We start from the raw sequence: 25,540 nt of genomic DNA on the forward strand, positions 1-25,540 counted from the left end.
GCCGTCTACGGTGGCACGACGCCCACGCTGGTCTGGGTCCAGAAGGGCCATGATTTCAACAACATCTATCTTACACTGCTGGACCCGGCGCCCCCCTCCCCGACGGCCAACGCCTCTCCGGGCGTGAAATGGCCGGTCAACCAGAAGAACGAGCGTCCGGGATTCGAGCGCGTGCGCTCGATCATGGAAGGACGAATTCGGTAAACCTCCGCTGGACGGAAACGGCGCCCGCATCGTCTCCCGCAATGGAGATGACGCCGGGCGCCGTTTTTTTGTCCGCTGCCGCAGGTGCCGCCGCTATTTGAGCAGCACCATCTTCCTGGTGTCGCGGAACTTGCCTGCCACGATCCGGTAGAAGTACACCCCGCTCGCCACGCGCTCACCACGGTCGTTGGTGCCGTCCCACGTGACCGTGTAGGCGTTTGGGTTCCTGGTCTCGTTGACCAGCGTGGTGACCACGCGCCCCGCGACGTCGTAGATGGTGAGATTCACCGTCGAACGGACGGGCACCGCGTACTTGATGGTGGTGGTCGGGTTGAACGGGTTGGGCACATTCTGCGCCAGATCGAACACCACCCGGAAGCGCACCTCGAAGGGTCCAAACACGTTGGGTTCGCCACCGCCGGAGACTTCTTCCAGACGGTAGTAGTACGTCTGGTTCCCCACCGCCAGCTTGTCGCGATACTGGTACTCGCCACCGGTGATCCGCCCCGCGGCAGCGATGAGCTCAGTGTTGACCAGCGCGTAGCCCGCCTCCCGGTCCGTCGACCGATACAGGTTGAAGCCCTGCGTACCGACCTCCTGGCTCGTCTCCCAGTGCAGAACCGCCTCGCTGTCCTCCATGCGCGCTTCAAAGCGCTGCAGCGTCAGCGCCACCGGCGCGCTGATGGTGAACGGGTACTGGTTCATGCCGCTGCCGATGACCTCGTCGTCGTGTTCTTCTCCACTCAGGGCTCCACCGGACTGCGCGTAGTCATCGTCGTCACGGTACAGCGTCACCATGATGCGGCACTGGTCGGACATCACCAGCGGCGCCTGCCATGGAATCACGTGCGTGTCGGGAATCCCCTCCGCCACCGGCTCCCAGTTCTCGCCGTCGTCGACGCTGAAGAAGATGTCGACGTAGTCCACCTGGTAGCCGCCCGGCGACGTCCACTCGATGGTGGTGCTTTCACCCATGGCGAGCAGCGCGAACGAGGCGGGCCTGGTGAGCGTGGGACGAATGGTGCGGATGGTGTCCTCCCCCGCGAAGGCGCGGCCGGACACCATGCCGGTAATCGTCACCGGCACGTACTCGCCCTGGGGCATGATCATCTGAAACTCCGCCCGGTCGAACTTCACATTGAGGTCGGGGATGCCGTCCTCGTCGTCGTCGCCGACCGACCACTTGTCCGGATGCGCGTGCAACGAGTCCTGCAGCATGACCGTGCCGATGTCGATGTCCCCGGGCAGGTACGGTGATGGCAATTCGATGCTGCCGCTGATCCAGCGTCCGTTCGACTTCAGGTTGAGCGTGTGCGGCTTGACCTCGATGTCCGCCGCGATCACCAGCGGTTCGGTGCCGAGCACGACGATGGTCTTGTCGCCCGGGCTGGTGAGCAGCGCCCGCCCCGAGCCGTCGGGCGAAAACACCAGCTGCTCGGGATCCTCGCCGGCATCGATGGTATCGACCACGGCCACCGCCACCTTACCCGGCGGGAGGTCGTCGGAGATGATGGACACGCTGCTCGTCACCTCGATGGACAGCACCAGCACGATGTCCGATTCCTCCTGAATCAAGTACAGCAGCGTTCCGTCCGGATTGACGGCCAGACTCTTGGTCCCCCCGCTGGTGCCGATGTCGCGAATGACCTCGTCCCGGGTGGGGCTATCGACCTCGTTATCGACGATCAGCACCTGACCCTCGGTGGTCACAATGAACAGCAATGTTCCGTCCGGACTGATGGTCATGCTCTTGGTGGCCGAACCGGTTGGAACGCTCTTGAGCACGCCGTTGGTGAGCGGATCTATGACCACAAAGCCGGTGGCGTCGCCCACGTAGAGCTCGGTGCCGTCGGGATTGATGGTGAGGCTCTTGGTGCCGGTTCCGCCCGTGGGAACGCTGGCCAGCACCTGCAGATGCGTTTCGCTGGACTCGTCGGAGTCGAGCACGCCGATCTCGTTGGTGACGCCGAGTGCCACGAAGGTGCGGTCGCCGTCGGGGCTGACGATCAGATCCACGGGCGCGGTTCCCACCACCACCGTCTCGATGACCTGGTTGAAGGTGGGCGAAGCGGGATCTGTGTCGATGACCGACACCGTGCCCGATTGCAGATTGGCGACGAACGCGGACAGACCGTCGGGCGTCATGTCGATGGCCACCGGCTCCCTGCCCACGGGGATGGTCGGGAACGTGGTCAATCCGCCCACATCGATGGGAATCACCACGTTGCCCTCCGGACTCACCGAGTACGCGATGGTGCCGTCCGGGTTGATGGTCATGCTCTTGGCAGCCGCACCGGCCGTTCCAATGGTGGCGAGCACCTCGTCGATGTTCGTCTCCATCGGGTGCAGAACCGTGAACGCCTTGCCCGCGGTGGTGGCGGCGCCGACCCGCACCGATACCGTGCCGCTGACCGCGCTCACCGGCACCTTCACATTGAGGAAGTCCAGCCCGGCCGAAAACGGAGTGACAGCGACGTCATTGAACAGAACCGTGTTGCCCGCGGGGATGGAGTCGAAGCTCACCCCCGAGAGAACGATGGTCGCCTGCGGCGTTGCGCTGGGCGGGCTCACACCCGTGAGCGCCAGCGGCGGCGCGCCGGGACGGGTGGTGAACGTCGTGGTGCCGGGATTGGTGATGGTGCCACCGGAGTCGTCCCGGAGTGCACCGATGACCAGCGCATAACCCGTGTTGTAGGCTAGCGGCCCATCGGGCGTCAGCGAGATCTGCTTACGATCATTGGAATAACCGATCACCGCGGCCACCCGCGAGGCGTCGCTCACCTTCCGCAGGAAGAACGTGCTGGTGGTCACCGACGAGACCGCCACGCTGCGCGTGAAGGCTACGCTCACCGCGGTGGTCACACTGACGTCGGACGAACCGGCCAGCGGCAGGATGCCGGTGGCCTGCAGCGGCAGGTTGTTGGGATCGTCCACGCTGGTGGCGGTGAATACCAGCGGCGAGTTGGCCAGCCCGGCGGATGCCGCGCTCACCGTCTGCGTTCCCGGACCAATCACGGCGCCGAGGTTCCAGCGCACGGTTGCGACACCGTCGATCCCCGTGGCGGCAATCTGCGTGGCCGTGCCGGTGTCCACGAACTTGCCGCCGCCGCCGGTCACACTGAAGCGAACCGCCACGCCCGGTACGGCGTTGGCGGACGCGTCGGTCACCCGCACCTTGAGCGGGAGACCCAGCTCGCGGTTGATGACACCGGTCTGGCCGCTGCCCGACGCGATGGTCATGGTCTGCGCGGCGCTGAAGTCATACACCAACACACTGTCCCGGAAGGACGACGTCGCGTAGAGCCGCGAGCCGTCGGGCGCGTAATCCATCTGCACGCGCGTCAGGTGGAAGAACAGGTCGCCGCTCTGCTCCAGCAGCAACACCGAGTCCGGCTCGATGGCCACGTGCGAGAACAACTGCCCGCGAACCGCAAAGATGGCGCGGTCGCCCCGCGGCGACACCCTGATCTTCTCCGGGGTCGGGCTCAGCGCCACGCCAAACGCCTGGCGGTTCACCAGCGTGGGATTGACCGGGTTCGATGTGTTGATCATGACCACCGAGCGGTTGGCTGGTCCCGACAGCTGGCTCGTCAGCATGAGGGCGCGGTTGCCGTCGGGCAGGAAGTCCAGGTCCATCACCGTTTCCGCCGGCACCGGCGAAGGCAGCACCACTGTGTTCGCCACCAGGCCCACGTCGATGTCGGCGATGACGATGGTCTGCGTGGCCGGTCCCACCAGCGGGAGGTAGGCGTAGCGCCCGCCGGGGTGGAAGGCCATTTCGAACACGTTGTTGCCCACCGGGATGCTCCCGATGAGCTGGTAGGCCTGCGGCGAGGCCGGATCGATGTTGATGATATGCACCGAATCCAGCGTCGGGTTCGACACCAGCAGGCGATGGCCGCCCGGCGACACCAGGATGTTCGCCAGTGTGGAACCGCCCAGGCTGGAAAGGTCGACGGTTCCAACCACCGTCCCATAGGACGGCGAGAGCGGGTTGACGTCGAGCGCCACCAGCGCATTCCCGCTCATGACCATCGCGCGGCGTCCATCGGGCGTAACCGCGATGTCGTCAACCGCCGACAGGATCGGCTGGAAGCGGTCGAGCACCTGGTTGTAGGTGGGGCTCGCCGGGGCGACATCCATGACCCACACGTCGCCGGAGTTGCTGCCGAACACCATCACGTTGCCCGTGGGCGACACGGCCATCGCCGGGGTCAGCGTGGAATCGCCGCCCACCGGCGCCGCCTTGGCCGCGAGGCGCAGGCCGCCGGGCGTGGTGGGTCCGAGCACCTCGAAGTACACCTCGTTGGACTTGCTCACCGCGCCGCCCGAGTCGCGCGCAATCACCTGCACCGGTCCGCTGGAGGCACCCGGCGGCACGGTGACGGTGAGCTGCGAATTCGAGAGCGCGCTCGGCACCACTTCGATCCCGTTGAACGACACGGTCTGCAGCGAATCCGCTGCCAGCGACTCGCCCGCGACCACGATCTTCGCGCCGACCGGCGCCGCGGAGGCCGAGAGCGCCGTGATGGCCGGACCCTCGCCGATGGCCGTCACCACGAACTGCCGGGTGTCCTCCACCAGCGAGTACAGGTAGAGACCGTCGGGCGATACGTCCACGTCCACCGGGTTGATTCCCTGCGGGACGCGGTTGACCACCGTGCGGAAGGTCGGGTTGGCGACGTTGAGGTCGATGACCTCGATGAAGTTCAGCAGCCGGTTGGCCGCAAACAGGTACTGGCCGGAGGGGCTCCCGGTGACACCGCGCAGCGCGCCGCCCGTGGTCATGTCGGGTGTGACGCGCAGGCGCGACGCGAGACTGACGATGGTGACGAAACCGCGGTTGTCGGTGACATAGGCGCGCTCGCCCGCGGGGTCGACGAAGACGTCGCGCGGGTCTGCGCCCACGGACACCTGGCCACTCTGCGAACTGGTGGCAAGGTCGAAGAAGAGCACCTTGCCGGTTCCGGTGAGGGCGAGCAGCTGGTTGCGAACCGGATCGACGGCGGTACGCCCGCGCAGGTTCGGATCGCTCGCAATCATCACGCCGATCTGGGTGGCGGTTGCACTCTTGCTGATGTCCCACACCTGGATCTCACCGTCGCTGGTGGGAATGTACGCCTTCTTTCCCGTCGGCTCGATGCTGATGCCGAGCGGCGGCGCCGACAGCGGCAACGTGGCGCGCACCGTGTTCACGGTGGGGCTGGCGCCCTCGAAGTCCGAGTCGATGATGGACAGGGTGTGATCAATGAAGCTCACGCCGTATACGCGCCGGCCATCCGTGCGCACGGCCAGGTCCACCAGGCCGCCGGGGATGGAGATGGCCACATTGCTGAGGAAGTTCCCCTGCGCGGCGTCGGTCACTACCGACGACACGCCCTGTTCGGTGGCCACGAAGGCGTGGCCGCCCGATGGCAGCACGTCCACCGCGCGCGGCAGCGAACCGAGGTTGGACACACCCACGGGGATGGCGCGCGCCGCCTGCAGCGGCGGCAGCACGGTGAAGCCCACGGGGTTGCTCAGACCCTGTCCCACCTGGTTGACAACCGCATCTCCGGACTGCGCGCCCGGCGGAACCTGCACCACCAGTTGGGTGGGAGAGGCCTGCAACACGGTTCCCGCCACACCGCCAAAGGTGACGGTGAAGTCGGCGGTGTTGCCGGTGAACTCGTTGCCCACCACGACCACCACCGAACCGGGCACACCCTTGTCGGGGACCAGTGCGGTGACGCCGTAGCCCGGAGGCGCCTCGGTGCGGAAGTACGACACGAACGGCGCCGCGAGACCGTTGCCAAACAGATCCTGCAGGCCGGTGTCGAGACGCAGCTCGTAGGTGGTGTTGTACGCCAGCGGCGCGGGCGTGAACGAAATGAGCGAGTCGTCGCGCAGGAAGGTGGCGTTGCCGCCCACCGCAACCTGGGTGAGCGAATCCCGCAGCGCGAAGTTGCCCACCAGGGTTCCGGAATTCATCGGCTCCGAGAACAGGATGAGGATGGCCCCCACCGCCGGCACGCCGGCCGAGCCGTCGGCCGGATCCACGGCGACCACGGTGGGCGGGGTGGCGTCGATGTTGGGATAGAGGAATACATCGGTGACCTGGCTCCCGCCCGACACCGCAATGGCCGTCTTCGCGTTGTCGTCCGCCTCCACGTTGGACTCCGCGGCATCCCAGTACTCCGGCTTGAACACCGTCTGTGGCGTTGACGCGATGAGCCAGTTGATGCGCGCCGGGGTGATGTAGCTCACGCCCGAGGATCCGTCCATGGGGTGCATGGACACGTAGTAGTCGCCGTCGGGGATGCCGACGAAGGAGAATTCTCCCGTCAGCGGCAGCGTGTAGTCGCAGGCGCTGGAGTCGCCCGTCACCGCATCGATGAGGAACACGATGGCGCCGCCGATGGGATCGCCGGTGGCGCCGTCGTACACCGCACCCTCGATGCGATTGGTGCCCGACATGGTGGCGCTGCTTCCATACGCCTTGAGGAAAGCGAGCGCGTCATCCGCTTCGATCACCGCCGCGCGGGTGCCCGGGGGCAGCGCGTAGAACATGGTGGAGGTGACGATGGTGGAGTGCGAGAGCCCGAACATGTGCCCCGCCTCGTGCGTCGCGACACTCTGGATGTCGCTGCCGGTGCCGCCCGACGTCGGCGTCCGGAACGCCTTGGCCGGGTTGAACAGCATGTCCGCGTCGACGATCTGCCCGGCGCGGTACTCGACACCGACGAACACGCTGTCCACGGTGAAGGATGTGCTCAGCCCCACCGCCAGCACGCTGGAGCCGAAGTTGTAGGTGTTGTCTTCGAAGGTGATCAGGTTGACGAGATCGAGGTTGTTCGCCACCGTCTGCGGGGTGGTGCCGCCGTAGGCGGCCTGCTGGGTGGTCCCGCCGATCGCCGTCCAGGCGCCGAACGCGTTCTGGATGGCGGTGAAGTCGCTGCCGTCGGAAACCCCCGGCGCGCCGTTCTGGCTGATCACGTAGGTGAGCACGGAGTCGGCCGTGCCCCAGTACTCCACGTGCCGCCCGCCGGCGCCGTCGTCAATGCACCCGTCGTTGTTGCGGTCGAAGTTGGCCGCGTTCTCGAACGGGCACAGGTCGTTCTGGTCGTCGATGCCGTCGCCGTCACTGTCCGCGCCGGCGAGGCTCTCGTACGCCCCCATGTCCACGGTACCGCCGCGGATGCGCTGGGCGCCGTCGAGATCGGTGGCGAGGAGGTTGGGTGCCGCGTTGTTGCCGGCGTTCACTCCCGGGGACAGAACCTGCAGGTGAACGTCGCCGGTGGGAAAGTCCTCAAAAACCGGTGGCGCATCGATATTGTGGCCCAGGTCGGTACCGATGTTGGGGTCGTTCCACACACCGCTGCCACCGCTGTCCTGCACGAGCGAGTACGAGATGCCGGGTGTCGCCGTGACGGCGTTCTGAATGGCGGGACTCAAGTCCAGGGACCAATTGACCCAGAAGATCGAGTTGACGATGGTGGGAGACGTGCCAGCACCGTTGCTCATGGCACCGCCGCCGTAGCTGCCCGCGCTGTTGCGGAAGAAGGTGGTGTTGGTTAGTACGGCGTCGCCGAAGTTCATCATACCGCCACCGCCGGCGGCCGAGTTGTCCACGAATACCACGTTGGTGAACTCGCACGCCCCGCCGGTGCGGATGCCGCCGCCAAACAGGCCGGAGTTATCGCGGAACACAACATTACGGAAGATCACGGCGTAGTCGTTTCCCTGGTGGAGACCGCCGCCATCGTTACCCGCGTCGTTCTGATAGAACACGCAGTCGGTAAAGCTGGCACCCGCGCCGTTCCTCGCACCGCCGCCGATACCTTCGGCGTGGTTGCGGAAGAAGGTCACGTTGGCGATGGTGGGTGACCCGGAGTTGTCCATGCCGGCGCCGTTGTTGTGTGATCCGCCGCCGTCGGCCCAGCCATCCTGCACGGTGAAGCCGTCGAGAATGGTGGATGCGTCGGCCGAGGCGGGAACCGTGACCACGTGGTAGCTGTTGTCGAAGGCGTCGACCGTCCCGATTTCGCCGGAGAGAATGGTGGGGTTGGCCACCGGATCCCGCTGCGACAGATCGGTCTCGTCACCGGCAAATCCGCCGTAGAGCGCAACGCCATCCGCGAGCCGGAAGGTGGCGAAGCGGTTGAAGCCATTCGTGGTCTGGTACGTGTACGCCGCCACCCAGATCTCCTGGATGGTGGGACAGGCGCGCGCCAGGTTCAGGGCCTCGTGCAGATCGGTAAACGGGAACGTCCACGACAGCCCGTCGCCGGGGTCGCGGCCACCGTCCACGTAGATCACGGTCTGCGCGGGGCAGGATACCGCGTACTCGTACGCGCCCATGTCGGTGTTCACACCGGACACGCGCGGCAGTCCGTCCAGATCCGCGGCGGGAACATCGGGGTCGGCGTTGTTGCCGCCTTCGATGGCCGCGGACGCCAGCGTGAGATGCAGATTGCCACCCGCTTCGTTGACGAAGGCGGGGTCACCCGCCACGTTGCCGGTGCCGGTTGCGCCGAGGGCGTCACCCAGCCCGGTAATGAGCGAGTGGTCGACCGTGGCGACGCCCACCGGCATCAGGAACTGCGCCGGTTCGGTATCGGTATTGGCGTCGTCACTGTTGTTGGCCAGGACCGAGTTGCGAACGTTGACCGCCCCGAAGTAGCCAAAGATGCCGCCGCCGCCGTCGTTCGGATTGATTCCCAGGGCCTCGTTGCGCACCAGCGTGGAGTTGACCACGCTGGTGATGCTGTTGAAGGACGCGATGCCGCCACCGCCAAACGGGCTGCCACCACCCGAGAGGGTGTCGCCCTGAGAGGTGTTGTTGAAGAAGCGGCTGTTGACCACCAGCGCGCTGCCCTCGATGAACTCGGCGCCGCCGCCGTCGCCAACCGCGACATTGTCCTCGAAGTCGCAGTCGATTATGTTGATGCGCCCGGGCGTGAGCATGCCACCCGGCAGGGGCGCGCTGGCGCCCTCCGTGGCTACGGCCGGCCGCACCGGGCGAGGTGACGCACCGGTGCGCGCGCCCAGGCTGATGGCGGAACCGTTCACCGGCGCCGCCGCCGCGGCGGTGGTGGGCACCTCGAGGTGCAACCCGCCACCGAAGCTGGCGTTGTTGTTGGTGAAGGTGCAGCGCGTCAGCGTGAGCTCGGAGTCCCACACGTGCAGGGCGCCACCGCGCAGCGCGGAATTCTCATCGAACACGCAGTCCGTATACGTAACGTTGGAACCGTATGCGTTGTCCACCGCACCGCCGTTGTTGGGCGGGGCGGAATTGCCACGGAACGTGCAATTGATGAACGTGGTGGTGCTGCTGTCGCAGAACACCGCTCCGCCAGCCTGGGCGGTGTTGCCGTCGCCTTCCGCCGTGTCACCAAACGTGCAGCTGTCGATCATCGAGGCGCTCAGAACCATGTAGATGGCGCCGCCGATGTACGCGTCGTTGTTGTAGAACGAACAGTTGCGGATGGTGGGGCTGGCGCCGGTGAGGTACATGCCCGCACCCAGCGAGCTGATGTCAACGTTATATCCGTCCCGAATGGTGAAGCCGTCGATCACCGCTGAGGCGCCGATACCGTTGCTGCCGGTGAGGATGTGATAGCTGTTGTCCGTGGAAACTCCCGGCGTGCCGATGTCGCCGCTGAGTTCGCAATAGTTGAGATTCACATCGCGCTGGCTCAAGTCCGTCTCGACACCGGCAAAGCCGCCGTAGATGGCCAGGTTGTTGCGCAGCTCGAAGGTGGCGAAGCGATCGGAGCTGCCGGTGGGCTTGTACTGTCCGCTGGCCACCCAGATCTCGGTGACCGTGCTGCATCCCGCCGCCACTGCCAGCGCACTGCGCAGATCCGTGAACGCCTGCCCCCATGAGGAGCCATCGCCGCCGCCGCCGGCCACGTTCACGTAGAGAACATTCCCGGGCGGGCAGGCGCCCCGGAATTCGTAGGCGCCCATGTCCACGCGCGTGCCCCACACGCGCGGGTAGGTGTCGAGGTCCAGCGCCGTATTGACGGCGTTGGGATCGCCGGCGTCGATCGCCGGCGACGCGGCCAGGAGGTGCAGATCGCCGCCGAGCAGGTTGACGAACCGGGGGTCGGTATCGAGGTTGCCGCCCAGGTCGGCGCCCAGAGTCCCATCCCACGAGGCACCGCTCCCGCCCGAACCGGCGACCAGCGAATGCGAGACCGTGACGGCGCCCGAGTTGAGAATCTGTGCGCCGGTGGGGGCCAGGTTGTCCGTGATGATGGCGTTCGCAATGGCGCAGTTCACATTTCCACCCACGCGCACACCGCCACCCTCGAGACCCGCGGAGTTAGCCGCCACGGTCACGTTGGTGAGAGACGCGGTCACGTTGAGACCCAGCAGGATGCCGCCGCCAACACCGGTGGCGGTGTTGTTGCTGAACAGAGAGCTGTAGACCGTCGCTGTTCCGTCCGCCACCATCAGCCCGCCGCCATCGGTGCCGGTGTTGTTCTGGAAGCGCGCGAGTCCAAGGTTCAGGCTCTGCCAGCTCTGCAGGCCGGCACCGGATGGGGCCTGGTTGTTGGTGAATCTGACGACGGTGAACGTCGGCGATCCGATGGCGATCATGCCGCCGCCACCAACGCCGGCCACGTTTCCGTCGAACACGACATTCGCATACAGGCCGCCGCCACCCACGACGGCCGCTCCGCCGCCCTCCTGGTCGGAGTCGTTGCCGTTGAACAGGACGGTGGAGAAGAACGGGCTGCCGGCTTCGGTATAGACGCCGCCACCCCGGGCGTTGGCGTGGTTGGATTCGAAGATGCAATTGAAGACGCGCGGTGAACCGGTGCCGGGGTTGAACAGCCCGCCGCCGTTGGAGTCGATCGAGGGTCCGCTCGCATCACCATCACGGATGTAGAACCCGTCGAGAATGGCGGTGGCGTCGATGCCATCGCCCGCGGTCACCACGTGGTAGCTGTTGTCAGGGGAGACGAACGGTGCGCCGATGTCACCGCTGAGCGTGGTCTGGTTGGCAAACGGCGAGCGTTGCGACAGAGACGTTTCAATACCCGTGAAACCGCCGTACATGACCACACCGTTGGCCATCTGGAAGGTCGCGTTGCGATCGTTGATGGCGCTCGGACGATACGTCCCGGCCGCCACCCAGATGGAATCACCCGCAACCGCGGCGGCGAGTGCGTCCTGCAGGTCCGCGAACGCGTCCGTCCACGACGCGCCGCTGTTTGCTCCTGTCGCCGCGGCATCCACGTAGATGCGGCCCGGAATGGCGTCCGCGACCACTTTCATCGCGAAGGCATCCCGGCCGCCCACGCTGGTCTGCCCGGCCAGCGCGGCGTCGGTGTAACCGCCCACGTAGTCCGCTCCGCCCACGCGCACCACGCCCTTGATCTCGTCGTCGGCGTTGGTGCCGAACTGCGTCGTCCACAGCACCGAACCGGCGGGGCTGTAGCGGCGCAGGAACGCGTCGTTGCCGCCGGCGAAGGTCTGTCCGGGCAGGGCGCCGCCCGCCACACCCGCCAGCGTCACGCTGGATGCGTCACCGCTGATCGACCAGCCGCGGTCGAAGCCGGCGGTGGAAACCACGTCGCTCCACTGGAACGCGCCACCGGTGTCGTACCTGGCGATGATTGCATCCGAGATGCCGGAGCCGTTGTTCTGAATTCCTGACGCGTAGACACCGTTGGCATCGGCGTAAACACTGTCGAAGTAGTCGTCGTTGGCGGTTCCGGTCTGCAGCGTCCAGATCTCGTTGCCCGCGGGATCGATGCGGCGGATGAACATGTCCTGGCCGCCGGCACTGGTCTGGCCGGGCAGCGTGCCCAGCGTGAGGCCCACCAGGTAGATCTCGGTGGGACTGCCGAGCGTGATGCCCTGCCCGATGTCGATGCCCGTCGAACCGAACGGCTTGTTCCACAACAGCGGCCCGGAAGACGAATACCTGCGCACCATCACGTCGCTGCCGTTATCGATACCGGTCACATATACGTCGCCGTAGACGGCGACGCCGTCTATCCATTCGCTGCCCGAATTCCCAAACTGCGTGAGCCACATCAAGATGCCATTCGTGGTAAAACACGCAAGCACGGCATCCTGGTTCCCACCCGCAACCTGGCCCGGCATGGCGCCACCGGTTTCGCCACCAATGAATACGACCGATCCGTCTGTCGAAACACAGTGGCCGAAATCCTGGGCGGCGGTGCCGATCTGCCGGGTCCAGATGAGGTTGCCGTCGAGGTCGCGCTTCTGCAGCACCAGGTCCCAGCCCTGTCCCGGTCCCTGCGGGATCGACTGATAGACGGCCCCGGAATCACCCACGACGATTCCCTGATCCGTATCAAAGAACGACATGGCCCGCAAGCTGGTGGGGTATAGCTGTTGATTGAACCAGTTGGCGCCGCCGTCGTTCGTGCGCATCAATCGGCCGCCCGCAGAGGCGATTACGCCGTGGTTCACGTCCGCGAAGTAGACGGATGTGATCGTGTCCCCAAACCACGCAACGCGCCCGTTCCAGGTCTGGCCGCCGTCCGTGGTGCCGATGATGGTGGCGCTATCCCCGCACGCCCAGAAGTTGCTGGCATCGGCCATGTAGGCGCCATAGAGATCGCTGATCGTCGGGCTGACGAGGGTCGTCCAGATGACCCCGCCGGTGTTGGTGACCAGGATGGTGCCGTTGTTCCCCACCGCGACCCCGTCGGTTGCATTGGCGAAGGAAACCGCATTGAGATCGTCGAAGGGAGGGGCAAGCTGCTGCGCCCAGGTGTCACCACCGTCGGTGGAACGCAGAGCCCTTCCCGCCGCACCCACCGCGACGGCATCGGTTGCACTCAGCCAGCGCACGCCATAGAGCGCGAGTCCGGTACCACTCGCCTGCAGCGTCCACACGTTTCCGCCGTTGATTGTCCTGAGAATGGTCCCTGCGTTGCCCACCGCCAGACCAATGTTGGCGTCGAAGAAGTGGACGTCGTGCAGGTCTTCGACGGTGGGGCTGACCAGCGGGGACCAGGTGTTCCCGCCGTCGATGCTGGCCGCAATCCTGCCCTGCGCGCCCACCGCCACTGCGTTGCTGGCGTCCAGCATGTCAACGGCCAGCAGGTTCTCTGCGAAACCGGTTGCGATCTGGTTCCAGGTGTACTCGTTGCCGCCGGGAGCGGTGACACCGGTCACATAGCCGGTGAGATAGAGGAAATTGCCGTCGGACGCGATCCCCCACACCTCGTCATCGGTGCCGGTTCCAAACTGCTGCGTCCAGTCGGTGGTCTGCGCGTGCGCGAGCGGCGCCGCAAACAGGCAGACGGCGAATGCCGCCGCAATGCGCTTGATGGCGTTACTCATTGGAGATCCCTCCCTCCACCCGGCCCAGGGCCTGGTTGATGAAGGTCTCCACGCTCATCTTCTTGATCTGTGCGGGCGGCGCGCCCGCGTCCGCGGGTGCGTTCACCAGTTCCACCCCGCTCAGGTCGGGTGCCTGCACGAACACCCGGTTGCTGCCGGGCTCGCGCTGGATGTTGAACTTGCCCTGCGAGAAGCCCGCCACCTGCCAGGCGTTGTCCGCGCCCGGCTCCAAGAAGAGCACCACCTCTTCGCCCACCTGCCAGGCAAGCGCACCGGCCACGGTGGTGCGCACATGCCCGACGGTTCCGCCGGGCTGAACAACCCGCACCACACCCACCCCCTCTCCCTTGTAGGTGGAACCCACCACGACCGTGGTTTCGGTGAAGATCGCCGTATGCGCGGCGTTCCAGTAGGAACGCACCGAGGCAACCTGACCGTCGACCACCAGGGACGCTTCGCGTCCGAGGTCGCGCGGTGACTTGTAGATGATCTGGGTCGCGTGGGCGGCGGTTGCGACCACCAAGAGAAGAAGCAGGACGAGGGGGGCTCGTTTCATGATACTCACTCCGCTGACCGTTGCCGGTACTCGAGGGGCAATGCGTCGATCTATTTGTCTACCAGGGAGCCGCCTGCATGCCGATGGCAATGAACGGCGCCCAGTGAAACGGATGCGAATACTCAGGATCGTCCAGCAGCGCCAGTCGCGCCTGGGATAGCGCGACGGCGGCGGATTGTTTCTTGCCAATCATTCGTGCATAGAGTTCCTTCATCAGGGCCGCGGTCGACTGGTCCGACACCGCCCACAGGCTCGCCACCACGCCTTCCGCACCCGAAGCCACGAAAGCGCGCGACAGACCCACCACACCCTCGCTGCGGCTCAACTGGCCGCGCGCGGACTCACACGCGGACATGACCACGAGCCCGACGTCCAGGGGCAGCGCGATGATCTCGAGCGTGTGCAGGTATCCGTCGTCGGGTCCGCCATCCGGCTCGCACAGCGCGATGCTCGACGCGGCCGGGTCGTGCGGGTCCACCAGGCCGTGCGCGGCGAGGTGAACGATGCGCGGGCGGTGCGACGCGAGGGCCGCGCGAAACGCCGTCTCGCTGGCGTCCGCGCCTACCAGAACCTCTTTGCGCTTGTCCTTGATGTCCGCCCCGATGGCCATTACTTCTTCGCGGGTGTAGGGAAGCGGCGCCAGGCCGGACTCGGGCGTGTACGCGGGATCACCCAGCGCGAGCAGATCGAGATCGTACTTGCGCTCACCGCGGCGCTTCTCGATGGCGAGAAACGTCGATGCCGATGCGGCGTAGACCATCGGATACCGGCGTGCGCTGAACGCCAGATCCTTCCACGCCGCGCCGGGGCTGGCGTCTTCCGCGAGCAGGGCCTCGAACGGGAGTTCGAACAACGCACCGTCGGGAATCACGACCACCCGTTTCGCACCCTTCAGCCATTCTTCCGCCGGCGCAACCAGGTCCACGTACAGCGCGCGCGACGCGGAGCGCAGGGTTTCGTCGCCCGCACCCGGGCGGCTGATCGCGTCGCGCATCTGGGTGACGGCGCGGCGTATGTGTTCGCGGCCCGGCAGCGTCTTGAGTGCCGATCCCTTGCGGTCGATCGCCCACAGCAGCGACGCCGTGTCACCAAGCGCGTAGCTCAGCACCACGGTACCCTTGTCCAGTTGCGCGCTGACGTCGGCCAGCGACGCAATCCGCATGTCGCCTTCCATGGCGCCCAGACTCTGGTTCACACGCGCATTGCGCAACGCCATGTACTGTTTCTCGAGTTTGTCCAGTGCTTCCGCGTCCGCCGTTCCGGCGGCGCGAAGCGTGTACAGCGAATCGATCAATGCGTCCTCGGCATCGCTGCTCTCCTGCGCCTGCGCGTTGCGCAGCAGATCCAGCAGGCCCCGCGCCTTGGCCGATTCGATGGTGGTGAAGGCCCGCTCCGACCACTCCGGTCCGCGCCCGGCGGCGTAGAGCTTGGCGTAGTAGCGCGCCACCTCTTCGTACACGAAGCGGCGCTCACCGGAGAGAAACGCGGCGCTGGCTTCCGCCCCGCCGAGCTGGCGCAAGCCGCGCTCGTAGTACGCGAGGGCCGCGGCATAGTTGGCCTCGGCGCTGTCCGGATTCTCAACCTCGTAGGTGTGCGCGATGCCCAGATGCGCGACCGCGAGGAACGTGGTCAGGCCGGCGTCGCGCGCGGCCGGGATGATCTCCCGGTAGCGCGTGCGCGCATCGGCAAAGTCTCCGCGCAGCGCCAGCGCGCCGGCCAGGCCCAGGCTGGATTCCAGCATGGCCGCCTGGGCTCCGTCGCGCACGTCCATCTCCAGCGCCGTGCTCCAGTGCGCGATGGCGGCGTCGGCGTTGCCCGCACTTGCGTCCAGGCGCGCCGCGGTTACCTCGCCCAACCGCTCCAATCGCACCAGTTGGCTTTCGCGCGCGGCGGCGATGGCCTCGTTGGCCGCCTTCAAACCGCGGTCGTACGCGCCCAGCGCCGCATAGATCTGCGCAATCATGATCTGTGCATTGATGGTGTAGGTGGGCTCGCCCAGGGCCTCGGCCTTCTCCCGCAACGCGAGCGCGGTTTCGCGCGCGAGGTCCAGTTCTCCCATGTTCAGATAGGTGAGGGCGCGTGCGTAGTACAGGTCGGCCAGGCGGTATGGCTCCGGTGAGGTTTCCAGTCTGGCCGCGGCGATGTCGAGCTGTTCCAGCGCGTCTCCGTACTTGCCCGCGCGCTGGTAGTTGTCGGCCAGGTTGATCCGGCACGTCGCTTCGTCCACCGCCGCGTTCGCGCCGGCGGCAATGTCGATGGCGCGCAGGTAGGCCTCGTTGGCCGCGCGCCAGCGCCCCATCTCGGTGTTGAGATTGGCCACACTGTTGAGGATCTCGATCATCTGGTCCGGACGGCCGCTGCGTTCCAGTTCGGGCAGCGCTTCTTCGTAGCAGTCGCGCGCCTCGATGAGGCGGTTCATCTGGTAGTAGGTGTTGCCCAGGTAGGTGAGCGACGTGCACAGACCACTGATGTCGCCAGTGCGCCGGCGCAACGCGACCGCCTGGCGATAGTAGTCGACCGCGGCGTCGTAGTCGCCGGTGCGCAGATTGGTGGAACCGAGGCCGTTGAGCGTCTTGCCCTCGAGGATGGCGTCTTCGACGGCGCGCCGCGCCGCCAGCGCCTTGTCGTAGCTCTCGCGCACCGCGCCCATGTCGCCGCGGTACCAGTGCACCACGCCCAGGCTGCCGTAGTTCACCGCGATGGACCGTTGGTCGTCGATGGATTCGTACAGGCCGCGTGCCTCATTGAGCAACGCGACCGCCGCGTCGAGTTCCTGCTTGTCGCGCGCTTCGACCGCCCGCTGTTCGAGTTCCATCCCGCGCACGCGGGTGTCGCGCTGCGCCGGCGTCCAGGCCCGGTAGGTCTTGACGATGTCCAGTGGAACGGCCGTTCCCCCGCGCGCGGCGTATACCGTCGCCACCCGTTCGGCGAAATCGACGTTCTCCTTCTCGCCTTCCGTGTTGCCCTGCACCGCCACGGCAAAGGCGACATCGAGGAGCGTGCCCACCACCGCACCCACCAGCACACCGTTCTCCGAGATGTAGCTTGCGAACGCCTCGTCACCGGCGCGCGAAAGCGAGTCCGCGACGATGATGAAGGTTTCGACGGGGTCCCCGGCCGCGCGGGCGGGCACCGCGGCCGAAAGCGAGAACAAAAGCAGACACAGAACCAGGTTTCGGGTTCGGGCGAACACAGGGCTCCCAGGCGGCAGAAGGCCAATAGAAGGTGTGCCTGCGCCCCCCGAAACTGCATCACAGGCGAGATTTAGCCAGCGGGCCGTCGGACCTGCACGCTGGATGAAATGACTGGAATCAGCGGGTAATTATAGCAGAAGACCGGGAGGGTTTGGGTACAAGTCCGTTACACCCCAATGGGATAACTGCGGTTTAGCCTATCCAGAACTTGTGCTTCCAGCGCCTCCCCCCGGGGCTAATCGCCGCCCGCGGACGCCTCCAGCTGCTTGAGGATCTCGCCCAGGCGCTGCAGTTCCTCGCCGTAGCCCGCCCAGTCGCCCTCGCGCTGCGCCGCAATCGCGCGCTGATAGAGCTCCCGCGCCTGGCTTGCGAGCTGTGCCGTGCTGTTGGCACCTTCCACCGCTGCCAACGGGCGATCCGGGGCGGCGGGCCGCCCCGCGGATGCCGCCTCGGCGGTGCCGCCGAACAGCCGCATCAGCCCCTCCTCCAGCGTTTCTTCCATCACCACGCGGTTCTGGTACGCCACGATCACGCGCTTGAGTTCGGGGATGCGCCCGCCCTCCGCGCGCAGATACACCGGCTGCACGTAGATGAGCGATTCCTCGATGGGGATCACCAGCAGGTGGCCGCGGATCACTTCCGAACCGCGCTGATCCCACAGGGAGATCTGCCGGGAAATCTCCGTGTCCTGGTTCATGCGGTTGACGATCTGCGTGGGACCGAACACCAGGCTCTGCTTGGGCAGGCGGTACACCACGAGCTGGCCGTAGTGCTGGCCGTCGTTGCGCGCCACCATCCACGAGGCCAGGTTGTCCTTGCCGCGCGGCGTAAACGGCACCATGAAGATGAACTCGGCGTCCTTCTCCCCGGGCAGCCGCATGATGATGTGGCGCAGGAACGGGTCGCGCGTGGTTCCCTCCTGGGTGAGCACCGGCTTCTGCCACTGGTCCTCGCGGTGGTAGAACGTCTCCGCCTCGTCCATGTGGTAGGTGGCGTACAGATCGCTCTGAATCTCGAACAGCAGCTCGGGATAACGAAGGTGCGCGCGCAGGTCTGCCGGCATCTCGTCGAGCGGCTTGAAAATGCCGGGGAAAACGTTGGCCAGGGTGAGCACCAGCGGATCGTTGGGGTCGGCGAGATATGCCGTCACCTTGCCGTCGTACGCGTCGATGACCACCTTGACGCTGTTGCGCAGGTAGTTGGTTCCACCGCGCAGCGGCTGTGCGTACGGGTAACGGCGCGCACTGGTGTAGGCGTCGAGGATCCATTTGAGCCGGCCGGCCTCGTCGATCACCATATATGGATCGCTGTCGAAAGCCAGGAACGGGAGCAGCTTGCGCGCGCGCACGCGGATGTTACGGTTGAACATCGCGCGGCTGTCGTTGGTGATATCGCTGGACAGCAGGACCTTCATGGAGCGGAAGTACGCGGCAAACAGGAGTCGACGCGCCAGTGATCCCACGCGCACGCCACCATCGCCCTCGTACGACGCGTAGACGTTGTCGTCTCCCGACGGGTAGTCGAACTCGCGCTGCCCGGTGTTGGCGAATACCCACGCGTCGGTGATCTCTCCGTAGTAGATCTCCGGGCGCGTCACATTGATGGATACGCTCGACACCGGCGGCAGGTCCTTGATGAACAGCACCGGCAGCCCCTCCGACGTCACCTGGTTCACCGGACCGAGGGTCAGCCCCATACCGTGGGTGAAGGTGAGCCTCTCGTTGATGAACGTGCGCGTGGGAAGCGAGGCCGTGTTGAGCTCGCGCGGCGAGAGCATCACCTGGCGATAGCGGCCGTCGATCCAGTAGCGGTCGTCGTCCACCGAGAGGAAGTCGTAGTAGGTGCGGATCTCCTGCAACTGCCCGAAGGTCTGCAGCAGCGGATCGCGGTCCCACAGGCGGATGTTGTCGATGGTGGCGCGGTTGTTCTTGATGTCCGTCTCGGTGAGGTGCGCCTCGCCGGTGAGGTCGCGGGTCAGCACGCTGTCCAGCCCCCATGCCTCGCGCGTGGCCTCGATGTGCCGCTCGAGTTGCGGCGCTTCCTTTGCCAGCTCGTTGGGCGCCACCACGAAACGATGGATGATGGACGGATAGATGTTGACGCCGATCACCGAGGTGCCCAGGTAGATGCCCAGCGCGAGCAAGGTGGCGTGCCCCAGGCGCGGACCGCGCGCGCTCCACAGCACGACCCCGGCACCAACCAGGGCGGCCAGCGCCGCCAGGCGCAGCCCGGGCAGGGAGCCGTGCAGGTCCGCAAAGCTCGCCCCCACCAGCGGGCCGGTGCTGGACTGCAGGAGATCCGGAATGTGCACCAGGTACACGCGCAACGCCGTCAGCACAAACATGGTTGCCACGAGCACGGCAAGGTGCAGTCTCGCGCGGGGTTCCACGGTGAGGTTACGCCCGAACACGGCAATGTCGCGGCGCAGGACGTAGAGCACCACGCTCGCCGCGAGCGCAATGGTGGTGAGAATGGTGAGCAGACGCAACGCGCCGGAGATGATCGGAAGCGTGAAGATGTAGTACGCGATATCGCGCCCGAACACCGGATCGGTGGTTCCAAACGGAACCTGGTTGATGAAACGGAGCACGTCGAGCCACGAACCCGCGGCGGCCACGCCCATCATCACCGCCACCAGCAGCACCGCGGGGCGCAGCACGCGCCGCACGAGCCGCATCAGTTCCACCGGCCCGGCGGGCGTGATTTGAACCAGGCGCGGCGTCAGTTCCACGCCGCGCAGCGCGAGCCGCAGGTTGGCGTACAGCGCGATGAAGGCCACCACCGCCACGGAGAGTCCCAGTACCGCGCCGGCGGTGAGGCGGGTGACGAACACGCGCGCAAAGCCGAGTCCCTGGAACCACGGCCACTCGGTGAGGAGGCGGATGAGTGCCGGGACCAGGAAGATGGCGAAGAAGAAGAGGCCGAACAGAACCGCGCGCCTTGCCTGCTGCGACGGGGGACGAATGGATCGAGGGGGTATTTTCATGATGCCCTAAACTACCACGATTGCTCCGATATGTCGCGTATCGTGAGCAAGTAGAGGCCCCGTCATCTTGCGATGACGGGGTCTCCGGCCATCAGCTGCCACAGGACTTTTCCTGCGGTCAGCGTGCTTTCAACGCGCGTCCTCTAGTTGCCGGACCCGCCGAAGCCCGAAATGACGCCATCCATGTCGAACTGGCCCACCCCGCCAGCGACGTCGGCCGTCCCCGCATAGGTGCCACTACCGGTGGCATTGCTGAAGATCCCGGTACCACCGATGACCTCAAATACTCCGCTGAATACGGTACTGCCCGGGGGATCCTCGATGGCCGTTCCGTGAGACGCCATGTGAAGCTCGTCTCCGTTCCGATACGTGAATACCATGTCCGTTGACTGGTTGAACGGAAAGACGGTGACGTCCACCGCGGAAATTCCAACGAACATGAACGGGCCAAACGGTGACGACTTTCCTTGCCCCTCGAAGATCGCATTGATCGTTGGAGGCGGGAAAGGCGGTACCACCTGGATACTGTTCTGCACCTTTGCATGGAACGGGACCGTGTTGTTCGCCAGCGGCACGATGGAGTTTTTCTGGACTGCGGACTGATCGGAATTGACAACGTCGGCACCCTGACAACCGGCCAACGCCACAACGGCAACCAGCAATGCCGCAAACAAACGTAGGAAGCGCATAAGGCTCCTTCCGGCGGCCAAGTGTCACTGCGATTCGGAATGAACGACCCGGCGGGATGATTGGCGAGGGGTTCGGGACTGTGCCGGATCGAGCGCTGATTTTAGCACAGGGGGAAGTTCCGGACAACACGATACTTTTTTGTTTACTGGACTGAGAACAGCTTTCTTCCCGAGGGCGCCGCCGAGAGCACATCCGAGAGACACGCCTCGTAGACCGCGGCGGCGCGGCCGAAAGCCCCCGAGGTGAGATGAATCTCATCGTACCAGTCGCGGTCGGAGCGCGCCACGCCGCGCAGATCCACGTGGTAGAGGCGCGGAAAATGCCCGCACTGCGCCAGTGCAATCATGAGTTCGTTGAACTCCGTGATCAATGCATATGCCACCGCACGCTTCTCAGTTTCGTTGAGCCGCTTCTGCTCCAGCGGCATCCACAGCCACTTTCCCGAACCGAGCCCCCGGTTGATCCAGCGTCGCAGCGAATACCATGGTGCGGTGGACTTGCGGGTGGGGACCGGGTAGTCGTAGCCCTGGGTCACGATGGCCATGCTGTGGAGCTTGGAGTGGGTGAGGCTCGAGAAGAACAGGAAGCACTGCACCAGGGTGAGATTCATGAAGCTCACGAAGTCTTTGGAAAGAAAGCGGGCGCCGAGCGCGTACTTCTCGCGATCGAACGCGCCCCGCTGCACCGCCGTCGCGCCGCATCGTATCTGCACGAGTTCATCGCATCGCTCCGAAAATGCGCCCGGTTCGCCCAGCCTGCGTTTGTGGCGCACCATGTTCCCCACGCGGCCGTCGGCCAGGAGGTCGTTGCCGCCACCGCTGAACAGGAACGCGTCGGGTTCGATGCGCGAGAGCGGCTCGATGTAGTCCTTGGTGCGCAGCATGCTGCTCAGCCAGTCGCCGCCGGCGGCGATGCTGCGGATGCAGTAGCGGTCGCTCCTTATAAGGTGGTCGATGATCTCGCGCACGAACTCCACGTGGATGCGCAGCCGGCCCAGCCGCAACAGCGTGAACCCCGGAAACTGGAACCACGAGTCCCCCTCCGCCACCACCACCGGCCGGCCCTCGCACTTGCCCGCGCGCACCGCGCGCAGATACTCGCGTTCGCGGTGCTCGCGTTCGGCACGGTTGAGGCGCCCGGCGAGCCCGCTGTCGGCTCCCGAGTCCGCGGGAATCTCGTTGACGTCAAAGATGCGGCGGAAGATCTCACGCGCCGCGAGGGGTTGGTCGTTCAGGACCTGCAGCAGAACCGGCAGGAGGGTTCGCTCCTCGGCCGCCGTGCCCAGCCATCGGTATCCGAGCGGGGTGCGCTCGATGCGGGCCAGCACCTCGGCCACGGCGGGCGGATCGGGATCCTCGAAGGCCAGGTCGACGTCGTAGTACGCCCACCACAGGTTCTCGACCTTGTTGAGAATGACGGCGACCGCCTTGTCCAGCTGCTCGTCGGTCCACGTCCGGGTTGGTTTCACCGGGCACCTCCCTTTGGGCCGGGCGACTGCAGCCCCCCCGGCCACGACAGATGGATATTCTACAGCAGGTTAGCACCAAGTGCTAAAAAACCTGCAACAGTCCGCCCCCGGCATCCGTCCTACCTGCATCCGCACAGAGAAAACGCGGTTGACAGGCCCTGTGCCTAGTGCTAATTTTCCAGCATATGCTAAATAACCAGCACATAAACCACCACCCGGGAAGTCACGCATGAAACAACTGAATACCTTGAGCCGCCGCGAACGGGAAATCATGGACATCCTGTACGCCGCGGGCAGCGCCAGCGCGGGAGACGTGCAGGAGCGTATGCCCTCTCCCCCCAGCTACTCCGCGGTGCGCGCGACACTGCGCATCCTGGAGCAGAAGGGGCTGCTGGTGCACGAGCACGACGGCAAGCGCTACATCTACCGCCCCACGGTGAACCGCAGCAAGGCCCGGCGCGGCGCCGTGGATCACCTGCTCAAGACATTCTTCGACGGCTCCGCGGCGGGCGCCGTCATGGCATTGCTCGAAACGCCGGGTGCCGACCTCACGCCCGAGGAGCTGGATCGCCTGGCCGCGCTGATCGACCGCGCTCGCAAGGAAGGACGATAATCATGACCCCGATCTTGAGTCTCTCGTCGTTGCTCGACTCGATCGCGCCGGGCAGCCTCCTGTGGTGGCTTTCGCGCATGACGCTGCTCGCGACACTCGCGTGCGCGTTTCTCGTGTTTGCGCACCGGCTGCGCCCCGCGGTGCGCCATGCGGTCGCGGTGGGGAGCCTCGTGGCCATTGCGTTGCTCCCGCTCGCATCCGCGCTGGTGCCTGCATGGTCCATTCCGGTGCTCCCTGCCCCCGCGGCGCGCCTCATCCAGAGTGAGCCGGTGCGGCCGGACGCCATTGAGCCGGCGCCCATGACGGCATCGCGACACACGCCGGCCGTGGCCACGAGCGCCGGACCGGTTGCGCCCGCGCGCACTCAGGGTGTTGAAACCGTGGTCGCGCGCGCGCGCGATACCCTCGTCACCTCCATCGGCTGGAAGGGCGCCATCGTGCTGGTGTGGCTCAATGTGATGGTGGCGTTGCTGCTGCGCGCCGGCCTGGCCGCCATGTGGGCGCGCGGCATCGTGCGCAGCGCACCGGTTACCCGCGATGAAAATATCCTGCGCGAGAGCCAGCGCGTGCGCCGCATCCTGGGCATTCAGCGCCCGGTCGATGTGATTGTTTCCCCCAGAGTGGCGGTTCCGCTGGTCGCCTGCGCGCTGCGTCCCTGCGTGGTGCTTCCCACGGACGCCGAGAACTGGTCGCGCGAGCGCCTGAATGCAGTGCTGCTGCACGAGTTCGCGCACGTGCGCCGTCGCGACGGTCTGTGGGTGATGGTGGCGCGCGTGGTGTGCGCTGTGTTCTGGTTCCAGCCGCTGGCGTGGGTGCTGGCAACCCAGCTGCGCGCCGACGCGGAACGCGCCTGCGACGACGTCGTTCTTTCCACCGGCATTCGCAACTCGGACTACGCGGAACACCTGGTGGCCATTGCACGCCTGGCGCCCGGCCGCGATGTATTTGCCGGCGCGGCGCTCACCCTGACGACGCGCTCTTCGCTCGAGCGGCGCGTGATCTCCATCCTGACGACACGCACGCCGCGCGCGGCGATGTCGCGGCGGGCGCTTGCCTCGCTGGCGTGCGTGTCGCTTGTTCTGCTGGTGGCGGTGGCGGCCGCGCGGCCGACGACGGCGGTTTCGCCGCGTGCCATTCCCGCCGACAAGCTCGCCCTGATCGACGTGATCACCCCTGATGAATCCGTCCGGCTGGAGAAGCGAGCGCCCATGCGCCTGGCCTACACCGTGGCGAACATGAACGACGCGGGGCGGGACCTGCGGCGGATCGAACTGGCCGGGAGCGGAAAGGACGGCGAGTCCGGCCGCGACTACTACCGCGAAGCCGCGGACCTCTACAACAGCGGCCGCTACTCGCGCGCCGCGGCTGCCTTCTCGAAGGCGGCGGAACTGGGCTACAAGCGCCCGACGGCGCTCTACAACGCAGGCTGTTCGTACGCGCTGGCCGACGAAAAGGACGACGCCATCGAAGCCCTGCGCGCGGCCTTCGAGGAGGGCTTCGAGCGTCCCGACCTGTACGCGGCCGACGACGACCTCAACTCACTGCGCGGTGACGCGCGCTTCCAGAAGCTGCTCGGGGAAGTAATGAACTCCGACGTTGCCAGGCTGGATCGCCGCGATGCCAACCGTGAGTTCGACCGCCTCGCCAAGCGCGATAACGTCGAAGAGGACGAGTGGAACTCGGTGGGCATCTACCTGTTGCGCTCGGGAGACTACGAACGCGCGGCGGATGCGTTCGACCGCGAGTTCAAGGTGAGCGGGGACGATGGCGCGCTGTACAACATGGCGTGCGCGCGCTCGCTCGGCGGCCAGAAGGACGCCGCCCTGAAACTGCTCGAGCAGGCCATCACCACCGGGTCGGTGGATGCGCGTCACATGGGTGAGGACCCCGACCTCTTCCCGCTGCACAGCGAGAAGCGCTTTGACGAGTTGCTCACCATGGCAAAGGACCTCAGCCTCTCAACGAACTGGGACGGGGACCGCAGCTGGCACTGGGGCTGGAGGGGCAGCGAGAACAATGAGCGCGCGTGGCGCAAGGCCATACCGCACTTCGAAGAAATGGCGAAGAAGTACCCCAGGATCGGCCGCGCCTGGTTCAACCTGGGGTTCGTGCAGCTCAGAACCGAGCAGGCTGGGGAGGCCACCGCATCGTTTCAAAAGGCGCTCGACATGGGCTACCAGAAGCCGACCACCATGTACAACCTGGCGTGCTGCGCCGCCCAGGCCGGCAACGTCGACGCGGCCTTCGACTGGCTGAAGAAGGCCGACGAGGCCGGATTCGAGTCGTGGGAGCACGCGTACCGGGACCACGACCTCGATCCGATCCAGGACGACCCGCGCTTCAAGGAGTACCGTGAGCGCTGGAAGTCGGCCATGTCGTACAAGCACAAACAGCATTTCCAGTACCGGTACCAGCATGATCACAATCAGGATGACGACGACCCCGAGGTCGACGTCGACCGCAACTACGACTAGCGCGTGACCGTCCCCGGGCGCTTCGTCGCGGCACACTCTGG

The 25,540-nt window shown here is 65.9% G+C and carries 9 protein-coding genes; 3 read left to right on the top strand and 6 right to left on the bottom strand.

Annotated features, from left to right (window positions below):
• The coding region (locus OEX18_12845) for a hypothetical protein (GenBank protein MDH4338152.1) at positions 1-204 on the top strand (204 nt) is incomplete at its 5' end.
• 93 nt (positions 205-297) lie between these two features.
• Here OEX18_12845 and OEX18_12850 read toward each other — a convergent pair.
• The 6 genes from OEX18_12850 to OEX18_12875 form a co-directional block, all read right to left on the bottom strand.
• Positions 298-13,518 carry an Ig-like domain-containing protein gene (locus OEX18_12850; protein MDH4338153.1) on the bottom strand — a complete coding sequence of 4,407 codons (13,221 nt, stop codon included), beginning with the start codon at positions 13,516-13,518 and terminating at the stop codon, positions 298-300.
• Positions 13,511-14,074, bottom strand: coding sequence for a hypothetical protein (locus tag OEX18_12855; GenBank protein MDH4338154.1), 564 nt, complete (start codon positions 14,072-14,074; stop codon positions 13,511-13,513). The genes OEX18_12850 and OEX18_12855 overlap by 8 nt, the downstream gene beginning before the upstream one ends.
• 58 nt (positions 14,075-14,132) lie before the next feature.
• Positions 14,133-17,267, bottom strand: coding sequence for a CHAT domain-containing protein (locus OEX18_12860; GenBank protein MDH4338155.1), 3,135 nt, complete (start codon positions 17,265-17,267; stop codon positions 14,133-14,135).
• Between the two features lie 236 nt (positions 17,268-17,503).
• On the bottom strand, positions 17,504-20,254 hold the full coding sequence (locus OEX18_12865; GenBank protein ID MDH4338156.1) for a UPF0182 family protein: 2,751 nt from the start codon (positions 20,252-20,254) through the stop codon (positions 17,504-17,506).
• Positions 20,255-20,397: 143 nt separating this feature from the next.
• Positions 20,398-20,943 carry a hypothetical protein gene (locus OEX18_12870; protein MDH4338157.1) on the bottom strand — a complete coding sequence of 182 codons (546 nt, stop codon included), beginning with the start codon at positions 20,941-20,943 and terminating at the stop codon, positions 20,398-20,400.
• Between the two features lie 143 nt (positions 20,944-21,086).
• Positions 21,087-22,412 carry a hypothetical protein gene (locus OEX18_12875; protein ID MDH4338158.1) on the bottom strand — a complete coding sequence of 442 codons (1,326 nt, stop codon included), beginning with the start codon at positions 22,410-22,412 and terminating at the stop codon, positions 21,087-21,089.
• Between the two features lie 229 nt (positions 22,413-22,641).
• Here OEX18_12875 and OEX18_12880 point away from each other — a divergent pair, with 229 nt between their 5' ends.
• Both OEX18_12880 and OEX18_12885 read left to right on the top strand, forming a co-directional pair.
• Positions 22,642-23,025, top strand: a complete 384-nt coding sequence (locus OEX18_12880; protein MDH4338159.1) for a BlaI/MecI/CopY family transcriptional regulator — start codon at positions 22,642-22,644, stop codon at positions 23,023-23,025.
• 2 nt (positions 23,026-23,027) lie between these two features.
• Positions 23,028-25,499, top strand: a complete 2,472-nt coding sequence (locus OEX18_12885; protein ID MDH4338160.1) for a tetratricopeptide repeat protein — start codon at positions 23,028-23,030, stop codon at positions 25,497-25,499.
• The last annotated feature ends 41 nt before the right edge of the window (positions 25,500-25,540 follow it).

This window comes from Candidatus Krumholzibacteriia bacterium (genome assembly GCA_029865265.1).
In the GTDB taxonomy this organism is placed as follows: Bacteria; Krumholzibacteriota; Krumholzibacteriia; order WVZY01; family JAKEHA01; genus JAKEHA01.

Bases quoted from the DNA above. Each gene is read 5' to 3' on its own strand.
- OEX18_12870 (MDH4338157.1), bottom strand. From the start codon at position 20,943: ATGCGCTTCCTACGTTTGTTTGCGGCATTGCTGGTTGCCGTTGTGGCG.
- OEX18_12865 (MDH4338156.1), bottom strand. From the start codon at position 20,254: ATGAAAATACCCCCTCGATCCATTCGTCCCCCGTCGCAGCAGGCAAGG.
- OEX18_12885 (MDH4338160.1), top strand. From the start codon at position 23,028: ATGACCCCGATCTTGAGTCTCTCGTCGTTGCTCGACTCGATCGCGCCG.
- OEX18_12855 (MDH4338154.1), bottom strand. From the start codon at position 14,074: ATGAAACGAGCCCCCCTCGTCCTGCTTCTTCTCTTGGTGGTCGCAACC.
- OEX18_12850 (MDH4338153.1), bottom strand. From the start codon at position 13,518: ATGAGTAACGCCATCAAGCGCATTGCGGCGGCATTCGCCGTCTGCCTG.
- OEX18_12880 (MDH4338159.1), top strand. From the start codon at position 22,642: ATGAAACAACTGAATACCTTGAGCCGCCGCGAACGGGAAATCATGGAC.